We start from the raw sequence: 21,705 nt of genomic DNA, 5'->3' as shown, positions 1-21,705 counted from the left end.
GATCGCTCGTGGCGATTGATGAACTGCGTCCAACAATACATCCGGATTCTCCTGGACATGTTCCCCCTTCTTCTGATGGCTGTTCGGACAGGAAGGTGAGTGATTCAGGACACTCTGTCGTCGGGGTGGGAAGCGCTCGGTGCGACGGCCTGGGCGTAGCGGTGGGCGAGTTCACGGACCTTGTCCACGAGTTCGGGTGGCTCGGTGACCTCGAATCCCACGTCGAGCAGGCTCAGGTGCACGGCGATGGTGTCGAGTGAGTCCGCTCCCGTGCGGAAGAGGCACGTGCGCTCATCGCGTGCCTCGACTGTTCCTGCCGCCGGCGGAATACGTTCGGCGATGACGGGGGCTGGGGCATGGACCACGACGGTCGTGTGATACCGCCAGGCGGCTGCTGAGGCTCTCGCGGAGACGTAGGCACCGACGTCTTCCGGCGGCGGACGAGGGACGAAACGCGGGCCGGTCGGCACTCGCGGTGTGATCCGGTCTATGCGGAAGGTGCGCCAGTCCTGGCGGTCGAGATCCCATGCGAGCAGGTACCACCGGCGGCCCCAGTTGATGAGCCGGTGGGGTTCGACGTCGCGTCGTGATCCGTGACCTGGGTGCGATTCATAGTCGAAGCGCAGTCGTTCAGTGTCCCGACAGCACGCGGCGATCGTGCTGAGAAGCTCGGCATCCACCACCGGGTAGGGGTCGTCGGTGGGTACGGTCACGGCATACGCGTTCAGTGCCGCAACCCGGCGACGTAACCGGTGCGGAAGCACCTGCTCGAGTTTTGTCAGTGCTCGCAACGAGGTTTCCTCGACACCGTCCAGTCCAGTGGCCGCGCGCAGGCCGAGCACGATCGCAACAGCCTCGTCGTCATCGAGGAGCAGCGGGGGGAGCTGCCCGCCGACCCCCAGACGGTAGCCGCCCGCGGCGCCGCGAGTGGCGTCGATGGGGTAGCCGATGGTGCGCAGCCGCTCCACGTCATTGCGCACGGTGCGTTCACTCACGTCAAGTCGCTGCGCGAGCTGGGGACCGGTCCAATCGCGACGAGCTTGGAGCAGCGACAGCATCCTGAGCAGTCGTGCAGATGTTTCCAACATTCTTCGATTCTCTCTTTGATCAGGAACGAGGTGTGCCTGATTGCGCTCTAGCGTTGCCTCATGAACATCACACCGTTTCGCATCGATGTCCCCCAGACGGATCTCGACGATCTTGCTGACCGTCTCGCGCGCACCCGCTTCGCCGGCGAACTGTCCCCGGATGCCGGCGACTACGGCGTGCGAGTCGATCCGGTGCGCGATCTGGTGCTCCGCTGGCGCGAAGATTTCGACTGGCGCCTCGTCGAGCAGCGACTCAATGAGATCCCGCAATTCACGACCACGATCGACGGACAGAACATCCATTTCCTGCACGTGCGGTCTCCCGAGGCGGGAGCCTTCCCGCTGATCCTCACTCATGGTTGGCCCGGCTCGTTCGTGGAATTCCTCGACGTCATCGGCCCGCTGACCGATCCGCGCGCCCACGGCGGCGATCCCGCACAGGCATTCCACGTCGTCATCCCGTCGCTGCCCGGATTCGCTTTCTCCGGTCCCACGACGGAACCAGGCTGGAATCGTTATCGCACGGCACGAGCGTGGGCGGAGCTGATGGCGGGATTGGGTTACACCCGGTACGGCGCGCACGGCAACGACGCCGGCGCGCTCGTCACGCCCGAAGTCGGACGCCATGACGGCGCGCATGTGGCCGGCGTGCATGTCGACCAGGTCTATTCCTTTCCCTCTGGTGACCCCGCTGAGTTCGCCGGCATGACCGAAGCTGACCTGGCCCAGCTGCGGACTCTGCAGAGTTTCAGCGCCGACAAGCTGGCTTACAACGAACTGCAGGCGACCCAGCCGCAGAACCTCGCTCACGCTCTCGCTGATTCCCCGACCGGGCAACTCGCATGGAGCTACCAGTTGTTCGGCGATGCGGTCGATCCGGACTTCGTGCTCACCAACGTGGCCCTGTATTGGCTGACCGGAACCACGGCTTCGTCGATGCGGCTCTACTGGGAAGATCGGCATACCCCCGATGAGGAAAAGCCGCAGGGACCCACGACGGCTCCGATGGCCGTGGCCTCGTTCGCGGGAGACTTCTCCGGCATCCGCCAGTTCGCAGAACGCGACCATGCCAGCATCACCTCGTGGAACGAGTTCGACCGAGGCGGGCACTACCCGGCGCATCAGGCCCCCGACCTGCTGGTCGGAGACCTGCGGCAGTTCTTCGACGGACTGCGGGGCTGACCTCATGGTGAAGGTGCTGAGCCAGCGGGCGCTCAACCGCGCCACGCTGGCTCGGCAGCTGCTGATGCAGAGATCCGACATGTCGGTAATTGACGCGGTGGAGCACCTGGTGGGACTGCAGGCCCAGACGCCCCACAGCTGGTACATCGGTCTATGGAGCCGACTCACCGACTTTCAGGCGGACGACGCAGCCGAACTGCTCATCGACCGGAGTCTGGTGCGCATCGCACTGATGCGGTCCACGATCCATCTGGTCACCGCCGCAGACGCCGGCGCACTGCGGGCCGTGGTGCAACCCGTCCTCGATCGAGATCTGTATGCCAACGCCACGCACGGACGCCCGATCCATGGAGTCGACATGAAGGTGCTGACCGCTGCCGGACGGGATCTGCTCGCGGAGCGGCCGATGACGGCCAAAGAGCTGGGCGAGCGTCTGCATGCCCAGGGTTTCGACGTTCCGCCCGCCACGCTCGCCTACGCGATCCGCAATCTGGTCCCGTTGGTGCAAGTCCCTCCTCGCGGAGTATGGGGTCGCAGCGGACCGATCGCGCACACCACTGCGGACGACTGGGTGGGTCCTCTCTCGGCACCCGCACCGACGATGCAGGACCTGGTGCTGCGCTACCTCGCCGCCTTCGGGCCCGCCACGATCGCCGACATGCAGCGATGGTCAGGGTTGACCCGTCTACGTGAAGTCGTCGACCCGTTGAGGTCGCAGCTGCTCACCTTCCGCGGCGAGGAGGGGCAGGAACTCTTCGACCTGCCTGACGGACCGCGGCCCGACGCGCCCGCGCCGCCGCGCTTCCTGTATGACTTCGACAACCTCCTGCTCTCGTACGCCGACCGCAGCAGAGTCATCACAGACGACTTCCACAGGCACTCCTTCCGCCCACATGGACCCGTGCCCTCCGTCGTGCTCATTGACGGCTTCACCGCAGCCGATTGGACCATCACACAGAGCGGCGATACGTCCACTCTGAAGATCCGAACCTACGCGCCCGTGTCCGAAGCAGTTGCCGGCGAGCTGATCGACGAAGGTCGACGCCTGCTCGCCTTCACTCATCCACAATCCGCATCCCGTCACGTCGACCTCGTCACGGACCTGTTCCCGTGAAGACTCGACCGGTGACCCGACCCCAGCCGTGCGTCCGAAGCAATTGCCTGTGAAGGTGGGCCAGGATGTGGCGGGACGGTCGGTTGTGTAGCGATCCCCGAACGGACTTGTGCGGTCACCTCGCCCCAACACAACTGTCGGCGGCGGCGGCGCGACGCACGCTGCGCAGCAGACAGCGCCGATGCCGGATGGACCACCGGTCATAAGGTGGCTTCATGTCCACCGAGCCGCGCGCGGGGCGACCGAAGGCGTCGTCGCGCGAAACCATCGCCGAAGCGGCGTGCGAGCTGTTCCTCGAGCAGGGCTACGAGCAGACCTCGATCGCCGACATCACCAGCCGCGCCGGCGTCAGCCGGTCGAGCTTCTTCAACTACTTCTCCTCCAAGTCCGATGTGCTGTGGGCGGGTCTCGACGAGCGGCTCGCCGCATTCGAGCGGCACCTGAGCTCGGACGGGGAGACGGCTGCCGTCGCCGACGTCCGTGCGGCGACCCTCGCCGTCGCGGAGGGCTTCGCGCCCGACAGCCTCGCGCTGGGCATCGTCAACGCGAAGGCGATGGGACTCGAGGCCGAGTACGAGCGCGACGCCGCCCTCCGCCGGGCGCGCGTGGCGAGGGCGGTCTCGACGCGGTTCGTCCGCGCCGGGTCGGATCGCGTGCACGCCGAGGTCGGCGGCGCCGCGTGGGGCGGGGCGGTGCTCGCCGCCGTCGAGGCGTGGGCCCACGACGGTGCCGGTCGCACCTCGCTCGAGCGCTTCCTGGCTCGTGCGGCGGACGCCGCCGAGGCCGTCGGACCTGCGCGTGCCGGGGAGGTGCGACAGCTGCGCGTGGTCGTCGAGGCGCCCGACTTCGAGGGCGCCCTCCGGTTCTACCGCGACGTCGTCGGGATGCCGCAGGTCGAGGCGTACGAGGCCGAGGGCGGTGCCCGCGTGGCGATCCTCGACGCCGGGCGCGCGACCCTGGAGCTGTCGAACCCGGCGCAGGTCGCGTTCATCGACCGCGTCGAGACCGACGGCGACGCCCCGAGCGACCGGATCCGGCTCGCGCTCGAGGTGGACGACAGCGCTGCCGCCGCCGAGCGCCTGGCGCACCGCGGCGCCGAGGTGCAGGCATCCGCCCGCGTCACACCCTGGCGCTCCCGCAACGCGCGTCTGCGGGGTCCTGCGGGTCTGCAGCTGACCCTGTTCCAGGAGCTCGGACCCGAGAGCTGAATCGCCCGCGGCGGCGGGCGCCGGGACGCGGCATCCGCTCGCGTAGAATCGGGGGATCATGGCGACTTTCGGCACCCTCTCCGACCGGCTCACCGAGACCTTCCGCAACCTCCGCAAGAAGGGGCAGCTCACGCCCGCGGACGTCGACGGCACCGTCCGTGAGATCCGGCGCGCCCTGCTCGACGCCGACGTGGCGCTGCCCGTCGTCAAGGACTTCACCGCCAGGGTGCGCGAGCGCGCACTCGGCGACGAGGTGAGCAAGGCGCTGAACCCGGCGCAGCAGGTCGTGCAGATCGTCAACGAGGAGCTCGTGGCGATCCTCGGCGGCGAGCAGCGCCGCCTGCAGTTCGCCAAGAATCCGCCGACGGTCATCATGCTCGCGGGCCTCCAGGGCTCGGGCAAGACGACCTTCGCGGGCAAGCTCGCCAAGATGCTCGAGAAGGACGGCCACACGCCGCTCCTCATCGCCGCCGACCTCCAGCGTCCGAACGCGGTCAACCAGCTCCAGGTCGTTGCTGAGCGCGCCGGTGCCGCCATCTACGCGCCGGAGCCCGGCAACGGCGTCGGCGATCCGGTGCGCGTCGCGCGCGACGGCGTCGAGGTCGCGCGCCGGCAGCAGCACGACGTCGTGATCATCGACACCGCCGGCCGCCTCGGCGTCGACGCGGAGCTCATGAAGCAGGCGGCCGACATCCGCAAAGCGACGGACCCGGACGAGGTGCTGTTCGTCATCGACGCGATGATCGGACAGGATGCCGTCAACACGGCGAAGGCGTTCCAGGACGGCGTCGACTTCACCGGCGTCGTGCTCTCGAAGCTCGACGGCGACGCCCGCGGTGGTGCCGCCCTCTCCGTGGCCTCGGTCACGGGCCGTCCCATCATCTTCGCTTCCACGGGAGAGGGGCTCGACGACCTCGAGGCGTTCCACCCCGACCGCATGGCGTCGCGCATCCTCGACCTGGGCGACATCCTCACCCTCATCGAGCAGGCCCAGCAGGCGTTCGACGAAGAGGAGGCGCTCAAGGTCGCGGAGAAGCTCGCGACCGAGCAGTTCACCCTCGAGGACTTCCTCGCCCAGATGCAGCAGATGCGCAAGATGGGCTCGATGAAGAAGATGCTCGGGATGCTCCCGGGCATGGGGTCCATGAAGGACCAGCTCGAGAACTTCGACGAGCGCGAGATCGACCGGACCGAGGCGATCATCCGCTCGATGACCCCCTCCGAGCGCCGCAACACCAAGCTCCTCAACGGCTCCCGGCGCCTGCGCATCGCGCGCGGCTCGGGTATGACCGTCACCGACGTCAACCAGCTCGTGCAGCGGTTCGAGCAGGCCGCCAAGATGATGAAGACCGTCGCCCGCGGCGGCGTTCCCAACATCCCGGGCATGGGGCCGATCCCCGGTGCCGGCCGGACCGGCGCCTCGTCCAAGCGCGGCAAGCAGCAGAAGTCCAAGGGCTCACGGTCGGGCAACCCGGCCAAGCGCGCAGCCGAGAACGCCGGCATGGCGGCTCAGGCCAGCGAGACGCCGACGGGCTCGGGCTTCGGGCTCGGCGCCGGCGGCGCGAAGGGCGCTCCGACCGAGGCGGACCTCGCCGAGCTGCAGAAGATGCTCGGTCGCGGCTGAGCCGGCGAGCCGTCTGCCGTGGGCCGCGGCATCCGTCCCCTCCTCGACGAGTTCAGGCGATGTCACCGGCGTAGGCCGCTGACGCGGGAGATAGCCTGGGCCCATGACGTCACCTGATGCGGTGGCGGTGCAGCTGCTGGGCGACGGCCATCAGGATCGTCTCGACGATGTAATCCCATTCGAAGTTGACCTGGTAGAAGTCGAAGCGCAAGACCGTGAACCCACGGAGCCGCAGGCGCGCGTCGGCCTCGATGTCGCGTCGGCGGTCCCGCGCCGAGCTGTGGAAGGCGAACCCGTCCAGTTGAACGACGAGTGAATCGCCGATCAAACCGTCGACGGGGCGACCATCGATCCTCACCTGCTGGCGCACCACGACACCGTGCCTTCTCATCCCCGCGACGAATCGGGTCTCCAGCTCGGAATCCGAGAGGTCTCTCGCGGCCGCGGCGAGGGTTGCAGCCCGGGCGCTGCGCCACGAGACGCGCGCGAGCGTCGAGCGGTCGACCCTCTTCATCCTGATAGCCGACTCCCAGACGCCAAGGGCATCGCGCGGTGAGAGGCAACGGGCCGCATGGAAGAGCATGTTGACGATCGGCTCTTCGGCCATCGTTCTGCTGACGGGTGCCGGCCCGCTCGCCCAATGCAGCCGAACGCCTTCGACGCGGTTGCGAGACGCCGTCGCCTGAACGGCGACATGGACCTCCGAGTGTTCGGGCACCCAGATCCCGAGGAGCGCCGCGGCGCTCACACACGTCGGCCGGCCGCCTGCCTCGGCTGCTCTGACACGGCGCTCGTCGGCGTCCGCAGCGACCAGCCAGCAACGACGCACACGACGCACCGACGCGTCGGCGACTGCGCGCGCCATCTCCCGGTGGCTGTAGCCGGCGAGTAACAGTTCCGAGGTGTGGGACACGCCGTTTCGCGCCGCGATCCACTCGGCGACGGTCTTGCGCGCCCGAGCTTGTGGGACTCGTGTGCTGTGCATGGACACCAAGGCTTCCCGCCCGCACGCCGACAAGGCGCCCGCACGCCGCGATCTGGGGACAGTTCGAGCCCGTCGGCGATGGGGGAGGAAGGGCGAAGGCCGCATCGCGCGGCCCGGGCGCTGCAAGGTCAGTCGATGTCGCCGACGCAGGCGGGGGCGGGGCGGGCTGGATCCTCCTGATGTGGTCACATCACCTGACGCGATGGCGCTTCATCGGGGCAACACGCGCGACGTGGCGCCCTGGCGAGTGGTGGCGGGACGGGTGCCCGGGCAGGTCGCACGTGAACCCGGGCAGTCGGAGCTTCATTGGCGCGGCATCCGCGCGCTCGGGGTGGGATGAGCTCAGGTGATCTCACCGGCGTAGGACGGTGTGGACCGGAGCGTCCTGGCACCGTGACATCACCTGACCCGGTGACGTCAGACCCGTCAGGTGATGGCACCGGTGCAGGCTGCGAGCGCCGAGGATCGCCTGCGACGAGCGGCGTCGATCAGCGGCCGAGCGTGGCGAGGTGCTCGCGCAGGGTGGGACCGGAGCGGAACTCGCCGACCAGGTGTCGCACGACCGCTCGGAGGTCGCCGTCTGATGCATCCGCGACGGCGAGCTGGCGCGAGTAGCTCGCGCCATCGGTGAGGATCGTCTCGATGCCGCCCAGTTCGCGGGCGCACTTGAGGTCGTCGGCGATCCCGCCGATCTCTGCCAGTGTCTCGCGCAGATGGTCGGTGACCAGCCGCTGGGTGCCGAGGTGGTCGACGATCACGCGTGCGTCGAGTCCGTAGCGGGCCGCCCGCCATTTGTTCTCGCGGATGAACCACGGCTGGATCGTCTCGAGCGGCAGCCCCTCGTCGAGCCGGCGCGAGAAGTGCTCCACCAGCACCTGGACGAGGGCGGCGAGGGCGGCGAGCTCGGGAAGAGTCGACATCCCGTCGCACGCGCGCACCTCGATCGTGCCCCAGCGGGGCGCCGGGCGGATATCCCATCGCACCTCGGTGGCATCCTCCATCACTCCGGTGGCGACCATGTCGTCGAGGTAGCCCTCGAACTCGCTCCAGTCCTGGAGCGGCCAGGGCAGCCCGGCCGTGGGCAGCTGCTGGAAGACGAGGGCGCGGTTCGAGGCGTAGCCGGTGCGCTCGCCCGCCCAGAACGGGCTCGATGCGGACAGCGCCTGCAGGTGCGGCAGGTACACCGCGAGGGCGTTGATGATCGGGAACACCTTGTTGACATCGTCGACGCCCACGTGGATGTGGATGCCCCAGATCATCATGTTCCGCCCCCACCACTGGGTTCGCTCGATCAGCTTGTGGTAGCGGGTCTTGTCGGTGACGCTCTGGTTGTACCACTGGGCGAACGGGTGGCTTCCCGCGCAGAGCAGGTCGATGCCGTGCGGGTCGGTGTAGGTGCGCACTTCGGCGATCGCGTCGGCGATGTCGTCGACGGCGGCCGCGACCGTGTCGCCGATGCCGCTCGTCACCTCGACGGTGTTCGTCAGCAGCTCGCCGGTGACCGTGTATCGCTCGAGGCTGGAACGCTCCTCGAGAGCGGCGAGCAGGTCCGGAGCGCGGGGGATGAGGTCTCCCGTCGCGGTGTCGGCGAGCATGACCTCCCACTCCATGCCGACGGACGAGCGGGCGGATGTCGCGAAGGGCACCGTCATGGGCACAGTCTGGCATGTGGATGCCGCCATCCGGCCGGTTCGCGAGGTGCTGCGTCATCTGGCAGAATAGAGGGCTGGACCACACGCTCGACCCTCTATCCAGCGTGGCGGTCCTCCTTCTGAGCTTCCGCCGGGTGTGCACCCCACTCCCCAGGCGACCAGTTCGTTCACTTCCCACACATTCAGGAGAATCGTGGCTGTCAAGATCCGTCTCAAGCGCCTCGGCAAGATCCGTGCGCCCTACTACCGCATCGTCGTGGCCGACTCGCGCACCAAGCGCGACGGCCGTGTCATCGAAGAGATCGGCAAGTACCACCCCACCGAGGAGCCCTCGTTCATCGAGGTCGACTCGGAGCGCGCGCAGTACTGGCTGAGCGTCGGCGCGCAGCCGACCGAGCAGGTCGCGGCGCTCCTCAAGCTCACGGGCGACTGGGGCAAGTTCAAGGGCGACAAGGACGCGGTCTCGACCGTGAAGACCCGCGAGGAGAAGCCCGCGTTCGAGATCGACTCCGCAAAGAAGTCGGTCGTCAAGCCGAAGGCTGAGAAGAAGGCGGAGCCCGCCGAGGCTCCCGCCGACGAGGCCGCCGCCGAGTCCGCAGAGTAATCCGTTGCTCGCCGCCGCGCTCGAACACGTCATCAAGGGGATCGTCGATCACCCCGATGACGTCCGCATCGACTCGTCCACGTCGCCTCGCGGCGACGTGCTCGAAGTGCACGTCCACCCCGATGACCGGGGTCGCGTGATCGGGCGCGGCGGCCGCACGGCCAAAGCCCTGCGCACCCTCATCAGTGCCCTCGCCGACGGACGCCGTGTGCGCGTCGACGTCGCGGACGACTGAGGTGGCAGGCGAAGACACCACGGGATCGGGCGCAGACGCCCGCAAGCCCGTGAACGCTGTTCCCCCCGCAGGCAAGACGCAGCTGCGGGTCGGCCGCCTCGTCAAGGCGCACGGACTCAAGGGCGCCATCAAGCTCGAGCTCTACACCGACGACCCCGAGGGGCGCTTCGTCCCCGGGGCGACCTTCACACTCCAGGTTCCGGAGTCGTCGCCGTGGCACGGCAAGCCGCTCACGGTGCGCGAGTTCCGCTGGATGAACAGCCACCCGGTCGCGTTCTTCGACGGGGTGGAGGACCGTGACGCCGCCGAAGGGCTGCTCCGGGCGATCCTCTGGGTCGACGAGGATCTGCAGGCCTCGCCCGCCGAGGACGACGCGTGGTTCGATCACCAGCTCGTCGGACTCGACGTGGTGCGCGACGGCCAGGTCGTCGGCAAGGTCGCGCGGGTGGATCACTTCCCCGCGCAGGATCTGCTCATCGTGAAGGTGCGCGACGACGAGGTTCTGGTGCCGTTCGTCAAGGCGATCGTGCCCGAGGTCGACATCGCCGCCGGGCGGGTCATCGTGACCCCGCCGGCCGGTCTCTTCGAGGAGCTGCCCGACGGCGGCGACGAGGCGCCCGCGAACCCTTCTTCGGATGACGCCGGCACAGCCGACTGACCCGTCCTCACGTGGTGCCGCCGGCGCCCGTGCGTCAGATGTGATCTGCGGGTAACACCCCGGGAAACGTCCCGGAACCTCCATCCCGGATCATCGAGGCATGGGCGAAGTTCGCACCGTGTGCTCTTACTGCGGCGTCGGCTGCGGTATCTCGGTGACGACCTCGGACGCGGGGGCGGGGCATCCGCTCACCATCGCCAAGGTCGCGGGCGACCGCGCCCACCCGACGAACGCCGGGCGCCTGTGCACCAAGGGCGCCACCCATGCCGAGATGATGCAGGCTCCGGGCCGCATGACCACCGCGCACGTGCGCCCCGCGCGAGGGGAGCCGGCCGAGCCGGTCGCGCTGGCTGATGCCGTGACGGATGCCGCGACCCGCCTGCGCGGGATCCTCGATGAGCACGGGCCCGACGCCATCGCGATGTATGTTTCGGGCCAGATGAGCATGGAGGCGCAGTACCTATCGAACAAGCTCGTGAAGGGGTACCTGCGGGGCATCCACATCGAGTCGAACTCGCGCCTGTGCATGGCATCCGCCGGGACGGGATACAAGCAGTCGCTCGGCGCCGACGGCCCGCCCGGCTCGTACGAGGACTTCGACCACGCCGACCTGTTCTTCGTGATCGGGTCGAACACGGCGGACTGCCATCCGATCCTGTTCCTGCGGATGGCGGACCGCCTCAAGCAGGGCGCGCGGCTCATCGTCGTCGATCCGCGCCGGACGACGACGGCGGACCGCGCCGACCTCTTCCTGCAGATCGCCCCCGGCACCGACCTCGCGCTCCTCAACGGCCTGCTGCACCTGCTCGTGGAGGCGGGCGACATCGACGAGGAGTTCATCGCCGCCCACACCGACGGGTGGGAGCACATGGCGGAGGTCCTCGCCGAGTACCCGCCCGGGCGGGTCGCGGAGCTGACCGGACTCGCCGAGGACGACATCCGCACCGCCGCGCGCTGGATCGGCGAGGCCGACGAGTGGATGACGCTGTGGACGATGGGACTGAACCAGTCCACCCACGGCACGTGGTCGACCAACGCCATCTGCAACCTCCACCTCGCCACGGGTGCCATCTGCCGGCCGGGAAGCGGGCCGTTCTCGCTCACCGGCCAGCCGAACGCGATGGGCGGGCGCGAGATGGGCTACATGGGGCCTGGGCTTCCGGGGCAGCGCGCGGTGTTCAGCGCGCCGGACCGCGCCTTCGTCGAAGAGGTCTGGGGACTCGAGCCTGGGTCCATCCGTGGCGAGTCCGGCGCCGGCACCATCGACATGTTCCGCCGCGCCGCCGACGGCGAGATCAAAGCGGTGTGGATCATCTGCAGCAATCCGGTCGCCTCGGTCGCGAACCGCAAGACGGTGATCGAGGCACTCGAGAGCGCCGAGCTCGTGATCGCCCAGGACGTCTACACCGAGACCGCCACCACCGCGTACGCCGACATCCTGCTGCCCGCCACGCTGTGGGTGGAGGCGGACGGCGTGACCGTCAACAGCGACCGCACGCTCACGCTCGTCCGTGACGTGCTTCCCGCCCCGGGCGAGGCACAGCCCGACTGGCTGATCATCTGCCAGGTGGCACGCGCGATGGGGTTCCCCGGCTTCGACTTCGCCTCCAGCGACGAGGTGTTCGACGAGATCCGCCGTTTCTGGAACCCGCAGACCGGATGGGACCTGCGCGGCGTCACGTACGAGCGGCTGCGCGAGACACCGGTGCAATGGCCCGCGCCGCCGGACGACGCCGGGACGCGGCATCCGATCCGCTACCTCAACGACGGGGTGAGCCAGACGCTGCACGTCGAGGACGACGGGACGGTGCCGCGCCTCGCGTTCGCGACGCCGTCGCGACGGGCGCAGTTCCTCGCGCGCCCGCACCTGCCCCCCGCGGAGCTGCCCGACGACGACTACCCCTGGGTGCTCAACACCGGGCGACTGCCGCACCACTGGCACACGCTGACGAAGACCGGCCGGGTCGCGAAGCTCTCAAAGCTGCACCCCGGTCCTTTCGTCGAGGTGCACCCCGTGGACGCTGAGCGCCAAGGGATCGCCGAGGGCGACCTCGTCGAGGTCGCCTCGCGCCGCGGCCGCTTCGTCGTGCCGGCGGTGCTGACCGACCGGGTGCAGCCCGGGGGTCTGTTCGCGCCGTTCCACTGGAACGACGAGCACGGCGAGTACGTGACGGTCAACGCGGTGACCAATGACGCCGTGGACCCGCTGTCGGCCCAGCCGGAGTTCAAGTTCGCGGCCGTGACGCTGCGGCGCGTGGGGCCGCCGCCGGGCGGCGCGGCGACCGGTTCGGCCGACGAGGCGCTGGCCGCCGCCGGCGTCGACGTCACGCCGCCGGCGCTCAGCGACCTCGAGGGCGCGTACCTGGCGGGCTTCCTCTCGACCGTGCGCTCGGCGGTGCTCGCGCCGGGCGAGGTGCCGGTGCTTCCGGCAGAGGCGCCCCTCGGCGCGCGTGCGCGCGCCTGGTTCGACGGCGTGCTCGCCGGCGCCTTCTCGCGCACCACGGTCGGGGGCGGGATGCCGGCGGCCGCGGCCCAGGACGAGGTCGTGGTGCTGTGGGGGTCGCAGACCGGCAATGCCGAGGAGTTCGCGACGGCGGCGACCGCGGCGCTCGGTGCCCGTGGCATCCCGGCGCGTGCCCGCAGCATGGCGGAGCTGCGCGCGTCGGACCTGACCGCCGTCCGCCGGCTGCTGGTCGTCACGTCGACGTTCGGCGACGGAGGTCCGCCCGACAACGCGGCGTCGCTGTGGCACGAGCTGAAGGCCGATGGCGCCCCCGAACTGTCGGGGCTGCGCTACGCCGTCCTTGCGCTGGGCGACTCGAGCTACGACGACTTCTGCGGCCATGGTCGACGGCTCGATGCGCGGCTCGGCGAGCTCGGCGCGACGGCGCTCCTCGAGCGCGTCGACCTCGAGCCGGATGCCGAGGAGCCGCGCGCGGCGTGGCTCGCTCAGATCCTCGAGACGCTGGTGGCAGAGGGTCCTGATGCCTCGGCGCTCGGCGCAGGTCATGGGGGAGCAGCCGTCGGCTTGCCGGCGCCGCCCGCCCGCCGGTTCTTCAGCCGCTCGAACCCGGTGGGTGCGTCGCTCGTGCGCAACGACCTGCTCAGCGGACCGGGCTCCCAGAAGGAAGTGCGGCGGATCGCCTTCGATCTCTCCGACACCGGCGCGCAGTACGAGGCCGGCGACTCGCTCGGCGTCGTCTGCGCCAATTCGCCCGGCGTCGTCGCGGAGTGGCTCGAGGCCACCGGGATCGCGCCGCACACGATCGTGGAGCTCGACGGACAGGAGCGCACGTTCGTCGATGCTCTCCGCAATCGGCTCGACATCACCAAGACCCCGCTCGACCTGGTCAGGTTCATCGCGGAGCGCAGCGGCGACGGCACGCTGTCGGCGCTGCTCCGGCGCGAGAACAAGGGCCGCCTCGAACAGTTCCTGTGGAGCCAGCAGGCGGTCGACCTCGCGCGCGACTTCCCGGTGACGGCCACCGCCGCGGACTGGGTCGGCGTGCTGAAGCGCCTGCAGCCGCGGCAGTACTCGATCTCGTCGAGCCCGAAGAGCAACCCCGACACCGTCGAGCTGACGGTCTCGGTCGTGCGCTTCGAGACGGAGTCGGGGCGCGCTCGTGGCGGCGTCTGCTCGACGTTCCTCGCCGACGGCGATGCGGCCTCGGCGCCCGTCTACCTGCAGCGATCGCCCGCCTTCCGACCGCCCGCGGCCGGCGACACGCCGATGATCATGATCGGCCCGGGCACCGGTATCGCGCCGTTCCGCGGGTTCCTGCACGACCGCCGCGCAGACGGGCACACCGGCCGCAACTGGCTCTTCTTCGGGGAGCAGCACGCTGCGACCGACTTCTACTATCGCGAGGAGCTCGAGGAGATGCGTCAGGACGGCTTCCTCACGCGCCTCGACCTCGCCTTCTCGCGCGACCAGCGGCAGAAGATCTACGTCCAGGACCGCATGATCGAGCACGGCGCCCGCCTGTGGCGCTGGCTCGAGGAGGGCGCTCACGTCTACGTGTGCGGCGACGCGACCCGCATGGCCAAGGACGTCGACGCGACCCTCGTCGCCATCGCGCAGCAGCACGGCAAGCTCTCGGCAGAGGCCGCGGCGGAGTACACGCGCGCCCTCGCCGCCGAGGAGCGCTACGTCCGCGACGTGTACTGACCCCAGGTTCGTCGCGCTGCCCTGCATGTCCCGTTGTTCCGTGTGCGTGTCCCGATCTCGGTCGCAAGAGGTGCCCCTTGCGCACGAAAGTGGGACACGCTCACGCCCGGGAGGTCGACAGGAGGTCCATCGGGTCGCGAGGGCGCGAAGAGAAGCGGATGCTCCCCACGTCAAACGCCCCGTCCAGCGATCGTGCGGGAAACGGCTGCCCGATTCCCCTGCACACACGGAAGAGCGGATGCCTCGAGTCGAGGCATCCGCTCTTCCGGCGAAGACGTGCGGTCAGATGCGCTGCTTCGCCAGCGACGGTCGCGGAAGGACGTAGACGAAGAACGTCAGGAGGAGCAGCCCGACGTAGACGGCGACGAAGCCCACGAACGCCGCCGAGTATCCGCCGGTCGCCAGCTGCGACGCGTTCAGCACCTGCGGCACCAGGAAGCCGCCGTACGCGCCGATCGCCGAGATGAGGCCGAGAGCCGCAGCCGACTTGCGCTGCATCTTGGCGGCGTCCGGTGTGCCCGGCGCGAAGCCGCGGGCGAGCGCGCGGCCTGCGAAGATGCTGGGGATCATGCGGTAGGTGGAGCCGTTCCCCATTCCGGTCGCGGCGAAGAGCACCAGGAAGCACGCCAGGAACACCGCGAAGTTCTGCATGGGCAGTGTCCAGACCAGGGCGAGTGCGCCGAGCGCCATCACCGCGAAGGCCCCGACGGTGACCCGCGCGCCTCCGAAGCGATCGGCCAGACGGCCGCCGTACGGGCGGGCGAGCGAGCCGACGAGTGCCCCGAGGAACGCCAGTGAGACGGCCGCCTGCCCGACCTGGATCGTCGAGAACTCCGGGAACTGGTCGGCGATGAGTTTCGGGAACACGCTGGCGAAGCCGATGAATGAGCCGAAGGTGCCGATGTAGAGCACAGCCATGATCCACAGGTGCGGTTCGCGAAGGGCCGCCGCCGAGCTGCCGAAGTCGGCCTTCGCGGACGACAGGTTGTCCATGTAGCGCCACGCGCCGAACATCGCGAGCAGGATCAGCGGGATCCACATCCATCCGGCGAGTGCGATGTTGAGCGTCGCACCGGCGCCGATCGTGACGGCGATCGGGACGGCGAACTGGGCGACCGAGGTGCCCAGGTTGCCACCGGCGGCGTTGAGGCCGAGTGCCCAGCCCTTCTCCTTCTGCGGGAAGAAGTAGGTGATGTTCGCCATCGAGCTGGCGAAGTTTCCGCCGCCGACGCCACCGAGTGCGGCGACGAGCAGCAGCACGCCGAACGGCGTCTCCGGGTTCGAGACGACGATGCCGAGCAGCACCGCGGGAATCAGGAGCAGCCCCGCCGAGACGATCGTCCAGTTGCGACCGCCGAAGATCGCGACCATGAACGTGTACGGGAAGCGCAGGGTCGCGCCGACGAGGCTCGGGAGCGAGATGAGCCAGAACGACTCCGAGCTGGTCAGCTGGAAGCCGGCGGCCGGGAGCATCACGACGACGATGCTCCACAGCTGCCAGATGATGAAGCCGAGGAACTCCGCGAAGATCGACCAGCCGAGGTTGCGCCGCGCGATCGCACGACCCTCCCCGAGCCAGAACGTCGCGTTCTCGGCGTTCCACCCGTCGATCCAGCGGCCCGAGCGGTGGTTGAGGACGACCGGCGCGTCGGCCGGCGAGGTGGTGCGGGGCGAAGCAGCGGTATCCGTCAACGACGGCGAATCGGTCGTGGTCATGGCGCCTCCCTGAGGTGAGCAGACACGTGAGTGAGTGTGTCTCCACGCTAGGAACACGGTGTTTCGGCCCGGCAGCCCGCGCGGTTACTTCTCGATCACTTCTGCGTCACCGGCTCCCGGCCGCCATGGTGGACGTCCCGACACACATCGGAAACACGGGGGGCTCCTAGACTCGGAGGCATGCGCGTCGACATCGTCACGATCTTTCCGACGTTCTTCGACGTGCTCGGCGTCTCGCTGATCGGCAAGGCCCGTGACCGCGGCATCCTCGACATGCACGTCCACGACCTCCGCGACTGGACGCACGACCGTCACCGCACCGTCGACGACACCCCATACGGCGGCGGCGCCGGGATGGTCATGAAGCCGGAGCCCTGGGGTGAGGCGCTCGACGCGCTGCTGAGCGACGACGCCGTGCTGCTGGTGCCTTCGCCCGCCGGGGAGCTGTTCTCGCAGCCGATGGCGCGGGAGCTGGCCGAGGAGAAGCACCTCGTGTTCGCGTGCGGACGCTACGAGGGCATCGACCAGCGGGTCGTCGACCACTACGCCGCGCGCGGCCGGGTGCGGCTCGTCAGCTTGGGGGACTACGTGCTCAACGGCGGCGAGGTGGCTGCGATGGCGGTCATCGAAGCGGTGTCCCGCCTCATCCCCGGCGTCGTCGGAAACCCGGAGAGTCTCGTGGAGGAGTCGCACGAGCTGGGCATGCTCGAGTACCCGAGCTATACCAAGCCCTCCGAATGGCGCGGCCTGGAGGTGCCTCCGGTCCTGCTCAGCGGCAACCACGGGGCGATCGCCGCGTGGCGGCGCGAGCAGAGCCTGGAGCGCACCCGGGCGCACCGTCCCGACCTGCTGCGGGAGCCCGAACCCGAGTCCGCGCCCTGACGCGGTTCAGACGGGGTCGACCACGTTGAGCCGGTAGCCCCGCTTGACGACCGTCTTCACGAGGTCGGGGACCCCCAGTGCTTCACGCAGGCGTGCGACGGCCATCTCGACCGCGTGGGTGTTCTCTCCGGACCGGGGGAGCGCCGCCTGCAGACGCGGCCGTGAGACGACGCCGCCCTGTGCGTCGAACAGGGTCGCGACGATGTCGGTGGCGCTTCGTGAGAGCGCGATGTGGCGACCGTCCAGCACGATCCCGCCGCTGCGCAGCTCGAGCCGGCCCGCGGATGTCGGGAGGGATGCCGCGCCCCCGCCGCCGAAGTGCGTCACCACCGCCCGGACGAGAGAGCCGAGGCGTCCGCGCTCGGCGATCAGCGGGTGCAGCCCCGCCTCCTGCAGCGGACCTGCCGTGATCGGACCGACCGCGGCCATGAGCACGCGTCGCTCGGTCTCGCGCTCGACGATCGCCTCGAGCGCGCCTTCGTGGCGAGCCGCGGTGACCCATTCGGCGGCGCCGGGTGCGGAGGTGAACAGCACGGCGTCGACCTCGCCGGCCGCAGATGCGATGACCGAGCGGGAGACGGCCGCGGGATCCGGCGGCGGGCCCCAGCGATACACGGTGAGACTCACCACGTCAGCGCCGGCACGCGTGAACAGCTCGTCGAGCCCGTCGGCTCCGGAGCCGTGGTGCTGCACGGCGACGCGCCTGCCGGCGACTCCCTCGGCGAGGAGGAACTCGCCGAGCTCGACGGATGTCTCGGACTCCGCGACCCAGTCGGCCGTGAGTCCCGCCTGCTGGATCGCGCCACGGGCCTTGGGGCCGCGAGCGACGATCTGCGCGCGCGTGAGCGCCGCGTGCAGGTCGTCCAGCAGGCCAGCCTCGTCGGCCGCCTCCATCCAGCCCCGGAATCCGACGCCGGTCGTCGCGACCACCACGTCGGGCTGACGCGCGATGAGCTCTCGCGTCGCAGCGATCAGGGCGTCGTCGTCGATGTGGGGGACGATCGTCAGCGCCGGCGCGTGACGGACCTGCGCGCCGTGGCGTTCGAGGGCAGCGGCGAGCTCCGACGACCGACGGTCGACGGCGATGACGATCGTGCAGCCTTCGAGTGCGGCCGAGAGGGCGGGACGGGTGGTGGAGCTCAAAGGACGGTGTCACCTGCCAGCTGGTGTTCGGGCTGCAGCAGCCCGGCACGGGCGACGTCGCCCACGACGATGACGGCGGGGTTCCGGACACCGGCACGGCCGGCATCCACCACCACCGTGCCCAGCGTACTGCGCGTCGTCCGCTGATCGCGATGGTGTCCGCGCTCGACGATCGCGACCGGGCGGTCGGCCGGTACGCCGGCGTGCAGTGCGTCGGAGACGATGCGCGGCAGTGCGCCGACGCCCATCAGGATCACGGTGGTCACGCTGTCGTCGCGGAGCGCGGCGAGCGTGGCGTCGGTGACCTCGGATGGACCGTTGACGATGTGGACGGCGCCTGCGACACCGCGATGGGTGACCGGGATGCCGGCAGCCTGCGGCACCGCGATGGCGCTCGAGATGCCGGGCACCACGTCGACGGGGATGCCCGCAGCCAGACAGGCGGCGACCTCTTCGCCGCCGCGGCCGAAGACGAACGGATCGCCGCCCTTGAGGCGCACCACACGCTTGCCGTCCAGGGCGCGGGCGACGAGGAGGTCGTTGATCGCCTCCTGCGGCACGGGATGGTGCCCGGGGTGCTTGCCGACGTCGATGACCTCGACGCCAGGCCCCACGTGGTCGCGGATGTCGGTCGGACCCAGCCGGTCCATCACGACGACCTCAGCGCGCTGCAGCAGACGCCACGCCCGCAGGGTGAGCAGGTCGATCGGACCCGGACCGCCGCCGATCAGGTCGACGCGGCCGACCGTGTTCTTCTCCCGCCCGGTCATCCCTCTCCCTCCCAGCGGACCAGCACGTGTCCGTCGTCCACCGCGACGGGCCAGACGTGCAGGCTCAGGGGTTCCTTGCCCTGCGTGTCGAGGCACACGCCCGTCCGCAGATCGAAGACCTGCTTGTACATGGGGGACGCCACCGTCGGGACGTCCTGCCGTGTTCCGACGATGCCGCGCGAGATGACGTGGGCGTGACTGTAGGGGTCGAGGTTCGAGACCGCGTGTACGCGGCCGCCCGACCCGTCCGGTCCGTGGAGCAGGAACAAGGCGATCTGGGTGCCGCCCAAGAGGGCGGCCCGGCCGCGCTCCACCTCGAGGTCGTCGAGGTCGCACACACGCACCCAGCCGTCGGGAGCGGTGTACTCGGCCGTCTGCGGATCGACGAGGGTCATCGGCGCACCTCCAGGGTCGTTCCGGCGATGAGCACCCGCGAATCGGTGCGCTCATCCTCGGTCGCGGGTCGGGGCTGTCCGCGCTCTGCCGTGTAGGCGAGCGAGGGGTCGGGGGTGGTCGGCGCGTTCACGAAGGACGCGAAGCGACGCAGCTTCTCGGGATCCTCGAGCGTGGCCTTCCACTCGTCCTCGTAGGAGTCCACGTGCGCGGCCATGGCGGCATCGAGATCGGCGCAGATGCCCAGACTGTCGTCGAAGATCACGGCTCGGAGGCCCTCGATGCCCCCCTCGAGGTCCTCGAACCAGGGCGCCGTCCGCTGCAGGCGGTCGGCGGTGAAGATGTAGTACATCAGGAAGCGGTCGATCGCGGTGAGCAGCTCTTCGTCGCTGAGCCCCTCGGCCAGCAGCACCGCGTGGCGGGGCGTGAAGCCGCCGTTGCCGCCGACGTACATGTTCCAGCCCGCCTCGGTCGCGATGACCCCGACATCCTTGCCGCGCGCCTCGGCGCACTCGCGGGCGCAGCCCGAGACGCCGAGCTTGATCTTGTGCGGGGAACGCAGTCCCCGGTAGCGCAGCTCGAGCTGCACGGCCATGCCGACGGAGTCCTGCACGCCGTACCGGCACCACGTGGATCCGACGCACGACTTCACGGTGCGCAGCGACTTGCCGTAGGCGTGCCCGGACTCGAAGCCCGCCTCGACCAAGCGCTGCCAGATGTCGGGCAGCTGCTCGAGGCGCGCGCCGAACATGTCGATGCGCTGCCCGCCGGTGATCTTGGTGTACAGCCCGAAGTCCTGCGCCACCTTGCCGATCACGACGAGTCCCTCGGGCGTGATCTCTCCACCCGGGATGCGGGGGACCACCGAGTAGCTGCCGTCCTTCTGCAAGTTGGCCATCACGTGGTCGTTGGTGTCCTGCAGTGTCGCGTTCTCGCCGTCGAGGACGTGTCCGCGCACCAGCGTCGAGAGGATGCTCGCCAGCGCGGGCTTGCAGATGTCGCAGCCGCGGCCGGTGCCGAACCGCTCGATCACGGCGCTGAAGGTGGTCAGCCCCGACACGCGGACCGCGTCGAACAGCTGGCGGCGCGACAGATCGAAGTGCTCGCAGATGGCGTTGCTGATCGCCGCGCCGGTCTTGGCGAGCTCGGTGCCGACGATCTTCTTGATCATCATCACGCACGAGCCGCAGGCGGCTCCCGCCTTGGTGCACGCCTTGATGCCGGCGACATCGGTGCAGCCCTCGTCATGGACAGCACCGCGGATCCGCCCGGCGGTGACGCTGTTGCACGAGCACACCAGCGCCTCGTCGGGCAGATCACCGCTCGGGGCCGCGACGCCGCCCTCGGGCATGAGGTAGGCTGCCGGGTCGCCGCCGAGCGCACCGCCGACGAGGGGACGCAGCGAGCCGTAGGCCGAGGCGTCGCCGACGAGGATGCCGCCGAGGAGGGTCTTCGCGTCGTCCGACAGCACGAGCTTCTTGTAGACGCCGGCCACCGGGTCGGCGTACGTGACGTCGAGCGCGCCCGGGGTCTCGGCGAAGGCATCGCCGAAGCTCGCCACGTCGACCCCGGAGAGCTTGAGCTTCGTCGACAGGTCGTACCCGGGGAAGGATGCCTCGCCGCCGAGCAGCCGCGTCGCGGCGACCTCCGCCATCGCATAGCCGGGGGCCACCAGGCCCACGCACATCCCGTCGAAGTTGGCGACCTCGCCGATCGCGAGCACCCGCGGGTCGGAGGTCTGGCAGCCGCCGTCGATCAGCACGCCGCCGCGGTCGTGCACATCCAGGCCCGCCGCGCGGGCGAGCTCGTCGCGCGGCCGCACGCCCACCGTGAAGACCACCACGTCGGTCCGTTCATAAGAGCCGTCGCGGAACTCGAGGCCGGTCACCTGCCCCGATCGATCAGGGTCCAGGCGCGTGGTGACCGTCTCGGTCTTGACCGCGATGCCGCGGGACTCGATGAGGCGCCGCAGCGCGTTGCCCGCCGGAAGATCCAGCTGCGCCGACATCAGCCGGTCGGAGGACTGCACCACCGTGCAGGCGACGTCGAGCCCCTGGAGCGCGCCCGCTGCCTCGAGGCCGAGCAGGCCACCGCCGATCACCGTGCCGACGAGCGGGCGACCGAGCTCGGCCGAACGTCGCTGCACGAACTCCTCGAGCTTCTCGACGTCGTCCAGGGTGCGGTAGACGAAGCAGCCTTCGAGGCCGAAGCCGTCCACGGCGAGGCGGGCGGCATAGGAGCCGGGAGCGAGGACGCGACGGTCTTACACGGCGCTCGTTCCGC

17 protein-coding genes and 1 pseudogene are annotated in these 21,705 nt (G+C 69.7%); 10 read left to right on the top strand and 8 right to left on the bottom strand.

The genetic code is table 11. The features are described 5' to 3' along the window. Window positions 1-104: 104 nt before the first annotated feature. Window positions 105-1,088: a YafY family protein gene (locus B1729_RS06545; RefSeq protein ID WP_163631417.1), complete on the bottom strand. Its 984-nt coding sequence runs from the start codon at window positions 1,086-1,088 to the stop codon at window positions 105-107. A gap of 60 nt (window positions 1,089-1,148) precedes the next feature. On the opposite strand from B1729_RS06545, the gene B1729_RS06540 reads away from it, so the two are divergent. The 4 genes from B1729_RS06540 to ffh all read left to right on the top strand — a co-directional run bounded on the left by B1729_RS06540 (window position 1,149) and on the right by ffh (window position 6,216). Next, window positions 1,149-2,270, top strand: coding sequence for an epoxide hydrolase family protein (locus B1729_RS06540; RefSeq protein WP_163617356.1), 1,122 nt, complete (start codon window positions 1,149-1,151; stop codon window positions 2,268-2,270). A 4-nt stretch (window positions 2,271-2,274) separates the two neighbouring features. Continuing rightward, window positions 2,275-3,384, top strand: coding sequence for a winged helix DNA-binding domain-containing protein (locus tag B1729_RS06535; protein WP_163617355.1), 1,110 nt, complete (start codon window positions 2,275-2,277; stop codon window positions 3,382-3,384). A gap of 215 nt (window positions 3,385-3,599) precedes the next feature. Next, window positions 3,600-4,592, top strand: coding sequence for a TetR family transcriptional regulator (locus B1729_RS06530; protein ID WP_163631415.1), 993 nt, complete (start codon window positions 3,600-3,602; stop codon window positions 4,590-4,592). Window positions 4,593-4,650: 58 nt separating this feature from the next. Continuing rightward, on the top strand, window positions 4,651-6,216 hold the full coding sequence (gene ffh, locus B1729_RS06525; protein WP_163617353.1) for a signal recognition particle protein: 1,566 nt from the start codon (window positions 4,651-4,653) through the stop codon (window positions 6,214-6,216). A gap of 109 nt (window positions 6,217-6,325) precedes the next feature. Here the strand turns inward: ffh and B1729_RS06520 are convergent, their stop codons facing one another. After that, window positions 6,326-7,201, bottom strand: a complete 876-nt coding sequence (locus B1729_RS06520) for a DUF559 domain-containing protein (RefSeq protein ID WP_163631434.1) — start codon at window positions 7,199-7,201, stop codon at window positions 6,326-6,328. Window positions 7,202-7,403: 202 nt separating this feature from the next. Here B1729_RS06520 and B1729_RS06515 point away from each other — a divergent pair, with 202 nt between their 5' ends. After that, complete coding sequence (locus B1729_RS06515; RefSeq protein WP_163631413.1) at window positions 7,404-7,541, top strand: hypothetical protein; 138 nt, start codon at window positions 7,404-7,406, stop codon at window positions 7,539-7,541. A gap of 148 nt (window positions 7,542-7,689) precedes the next feature. On the opposite strand, the gene B1729_RS06510 is transcribed toward B1729_RS06515, so the two are convergent. After that, window positions 7,690-8,853: a glutamate--cysteine ligase gene (locus B1729_RS06510; protein WP_163617352.1), complete on the bottom strand. Its 1,164-nt coding sequence runs from the start codon at window positions 8,851-8,853 to the stop codon at window positions 7,690-7,692. A gap of 193 nt (window positions 8,854-9,046) precedes the next feature. Between B1729_RS06510 and rpsP the strand changes: the two genes are divergently transcribed. From rpsP to B1729_RS06490, 4 genes are all read left to right on the top strand, one after another. Continuing rightward, window positions 9,047-9,457, top strand: coding sequence for a 30S ribosomal protein S16 (gene rpsP / locus B1729_RS06505; protein WP_163617351.1), 411 nt, complete (start codon window positions 9,047-9,049; stop codon window positions 9,455-9,457). A gap of 4 nt (window positions 9,458-9,461) precedes the next feature. Further along, on the top strand, window positions 9,462-9,692 hold the full coding sequence (locus B1729_RS06500) for an RNA-binding protein (protein ID WP_163617350.1): 231 nt from the start codon (window positions 9,462-9,464) through the stop codon (window positions 9,690-9,692). Between the two features lie 49 nt (window positions 9,693-9,741). Further along, window positions 9,742-10,350, top strand: coding sequence for a ribosome maturation factor RimM (rimM, locus tag B1729_RS06495; RefSeq protein WP_163631432.1), 609 nt, complete (start codon window positions 9,742-9,744; stop codon window positions 10,348-10,350). A gap of 100 nt (window positions 10,351-10,450) precedes the next feature. After that, on the top strand, window positions 10,451-14,518 hold the full coding sequence (locus B1729_RS06490) for a bifunctional nitrate reductase/sulfite reductase flavoprotein subunit alpha (RefSeq protein WP_163631411.1): 4,068 nt from the start codon (window positions 10,451-10,453) through the stop codon (window positions 14,516-14,518). A 282-nt stretch (window positions 14,519-14,800) separates the two neighbouring features. Here B1729_RS06490 and B1729_RS06485 read toward each other — a convergent pair whose 3' ends face one another. Then, window positions 14,801-16,234 (bottom strand): MFS transporter, encoded by a 1,434-nt coding sequence (locus tag B1729_RS06485; RefSeq protein ID WP_163617348.1) that lies wholly within the window; start codon window positions 16,232-16,234, stop codon window positions 14,801-14,803. A 180-nt stretch (window positions 16,235-16,414) separates the two neighbouring features. On the opposite strand from B1729_RS06485, the gene trmD reads away from it, so the two are divergent. Next, entirely contained in the window at window positions 16,415-17,116 is a 702-nt protein-coding gene (gene trmD / locus B1729_RS06480) for a tRNA (guanosine(37)-N1)-methyltransferase TrmD (RefSeq protein WP_163617347.1), read from the top strand. 6 nt (window positions 17,117-17,122) lie between these two features. Here the strand turns inward: trmD and B1729_RS06475 are convergent, their stop codons facing one another. The 4 genes and pseudogenes from B1729_RS06475 to nirB form a co-directional block, all read right to left on the bottom strand. Then, window positions 17,123-18,259, bottom strand: coding sequence for a uroporphyrinogen-III synthase (locus tag B1729_RS06475; protein ID WP_163631409.1), 1,137 nt, complete (start codon window positions 18,257-18,259; stop codon window positions 17,123-17,125). Then, window positions 18,256-19,029 (bottom strand): uroporphyrinogen-III C-methyltransferase, encoded by a 774-nt coding sequence (cobA, locus tag B1729_RS06470; RefSeq protein WP_163617345.1) that lies wholly within the window; start codon window positions 19,027-19,029, stop codon window positions 18,256-18,258. Before cobA ends, B1729_RS06475 begins: the two co-directional genes overlap by 4 nt. Next, window positions 19,026-19,424 carry a nitrite reductase small subunit NirD gene (gene nirD / locus B1729_RS06465; protein WP_163617344.1) on the bottom strand — a complete coding sequence of 133 codons (399 nt, stop codon included), beginning with the start codon at window positions 19,422-19,424 and terminating at the stop codon, window positions 19,026-19,028. The genes cobA and nirD overlap by 4 nt, the downstream gene beginning before the upstream one ends. After that, window positions 19,421-21,685: pseudogene (gene nirB / locus B1729_RS06460) on the bottom strand (nitrite reductase large subunit NirB); the annotation flags it as partial. The gene nirD and the pseudogene nirB, both read right to left, overlap by 4 nt. Window positions 21,686-21,705 lie beyond the last annotated feature (20 nt).

It is taken from the genome of Microbacterium sp. B35-04 (assembly GCF_010634885.1).
Classification (GTDB): Bacteria; Actinomycetota; Actinomycetes; order Actinomycetales; family Microbacteriaceae; genus Microbacterium.
This window is presented reverse-complemented; position numbering and strand designations above follow the sequence as displayed.

Coding starts and splice junctions, on each gene's coding strand:
- B1729_RS06510 (WP_163617352.1), bottom strand. CDS start 8,853: ATGACGGTGCCCTTCGCGACATCCGCCCGCTCGTCCGTCGGCATGGAG.
- ffh (WP_163617353.1), top strand. CDS start 4,651: ATGGCGACTTTCGGCACCCTCTCCGACCGGCTCACCGAGACCTTCCGC.
- B1729_RS06515 (WP_163631413.1), top strand. CDS start 7,404: ATGGCGCTTCATCGGGGCAACACGCGCGACGTGGCGCCCTGGCGAGTG.
- cobA (WP_163617345.1), bottom strand. CDS start 19,029: ATGACCGGGCGGGAGAAGAACACGGTCGGCCGCGTCGACCTGATCGGC.
- B1729_RS06535 (WP_163617355.1), top strand. CDS start 2,275: ATGGTGAAGGTGCTGAGCCAGCGGGCGCTCAACCGCGCCACGCTGGCT.
- B1729_RS06485 (WP_163617348.1), bottom strand. CDS start 16,234: ATGACCACGACCGATTCGCCGTCGTTGACGGATACCGCTGCTTCGCCC.
- trmD (WP_163617347.1), top strand. CDS start 16,415: ATGCGCGTCGACATCGTCACGATCTTTCCGACGTTCTTCGACGTGCTC.
- B1729_RS06530 (WP_163631415.1), top strand. CDS start 3,600: ATGTCCACCGAGCCGCGCGCGGGGCGACCGAAGGCGTCGTCGCGCGAA.
- B1729_RS06540 (WP_163617356.1), top strand. CDS start 1,149: ATGAACATCACACCGTTTCGCATCGATGTCCCCCAGACGGATCTCGAC.
- B1729_RS06520 (WP_163631434.1), bottom strand. CDS start 7,201: ATGCACAGCACACGAGTCCCACAAGCTCGGGCGCGCAAGACCGTCGCC.
- B1729_RS06545 (WP_163631417.1), bottom strand. CDS start 1,088: ATGTTGGAAACATCTGCACGACTGCTCAGGATGCTGTCGCTGCTCCAA.
- B1729_RS06490 (WP_163631411.1), top strand. CDS start 10,451: ATGGGCGAAGTTCGCACCGTGTGCTCTTACTGCGGCGTCGGCTGCGGT.
- nirD (WP_163617344.1), bottom strand. CDS start 19,424: ATGACCCTCGTCGATCCGCAGACGGCCGAGTACACCGCTCCCGACGGC.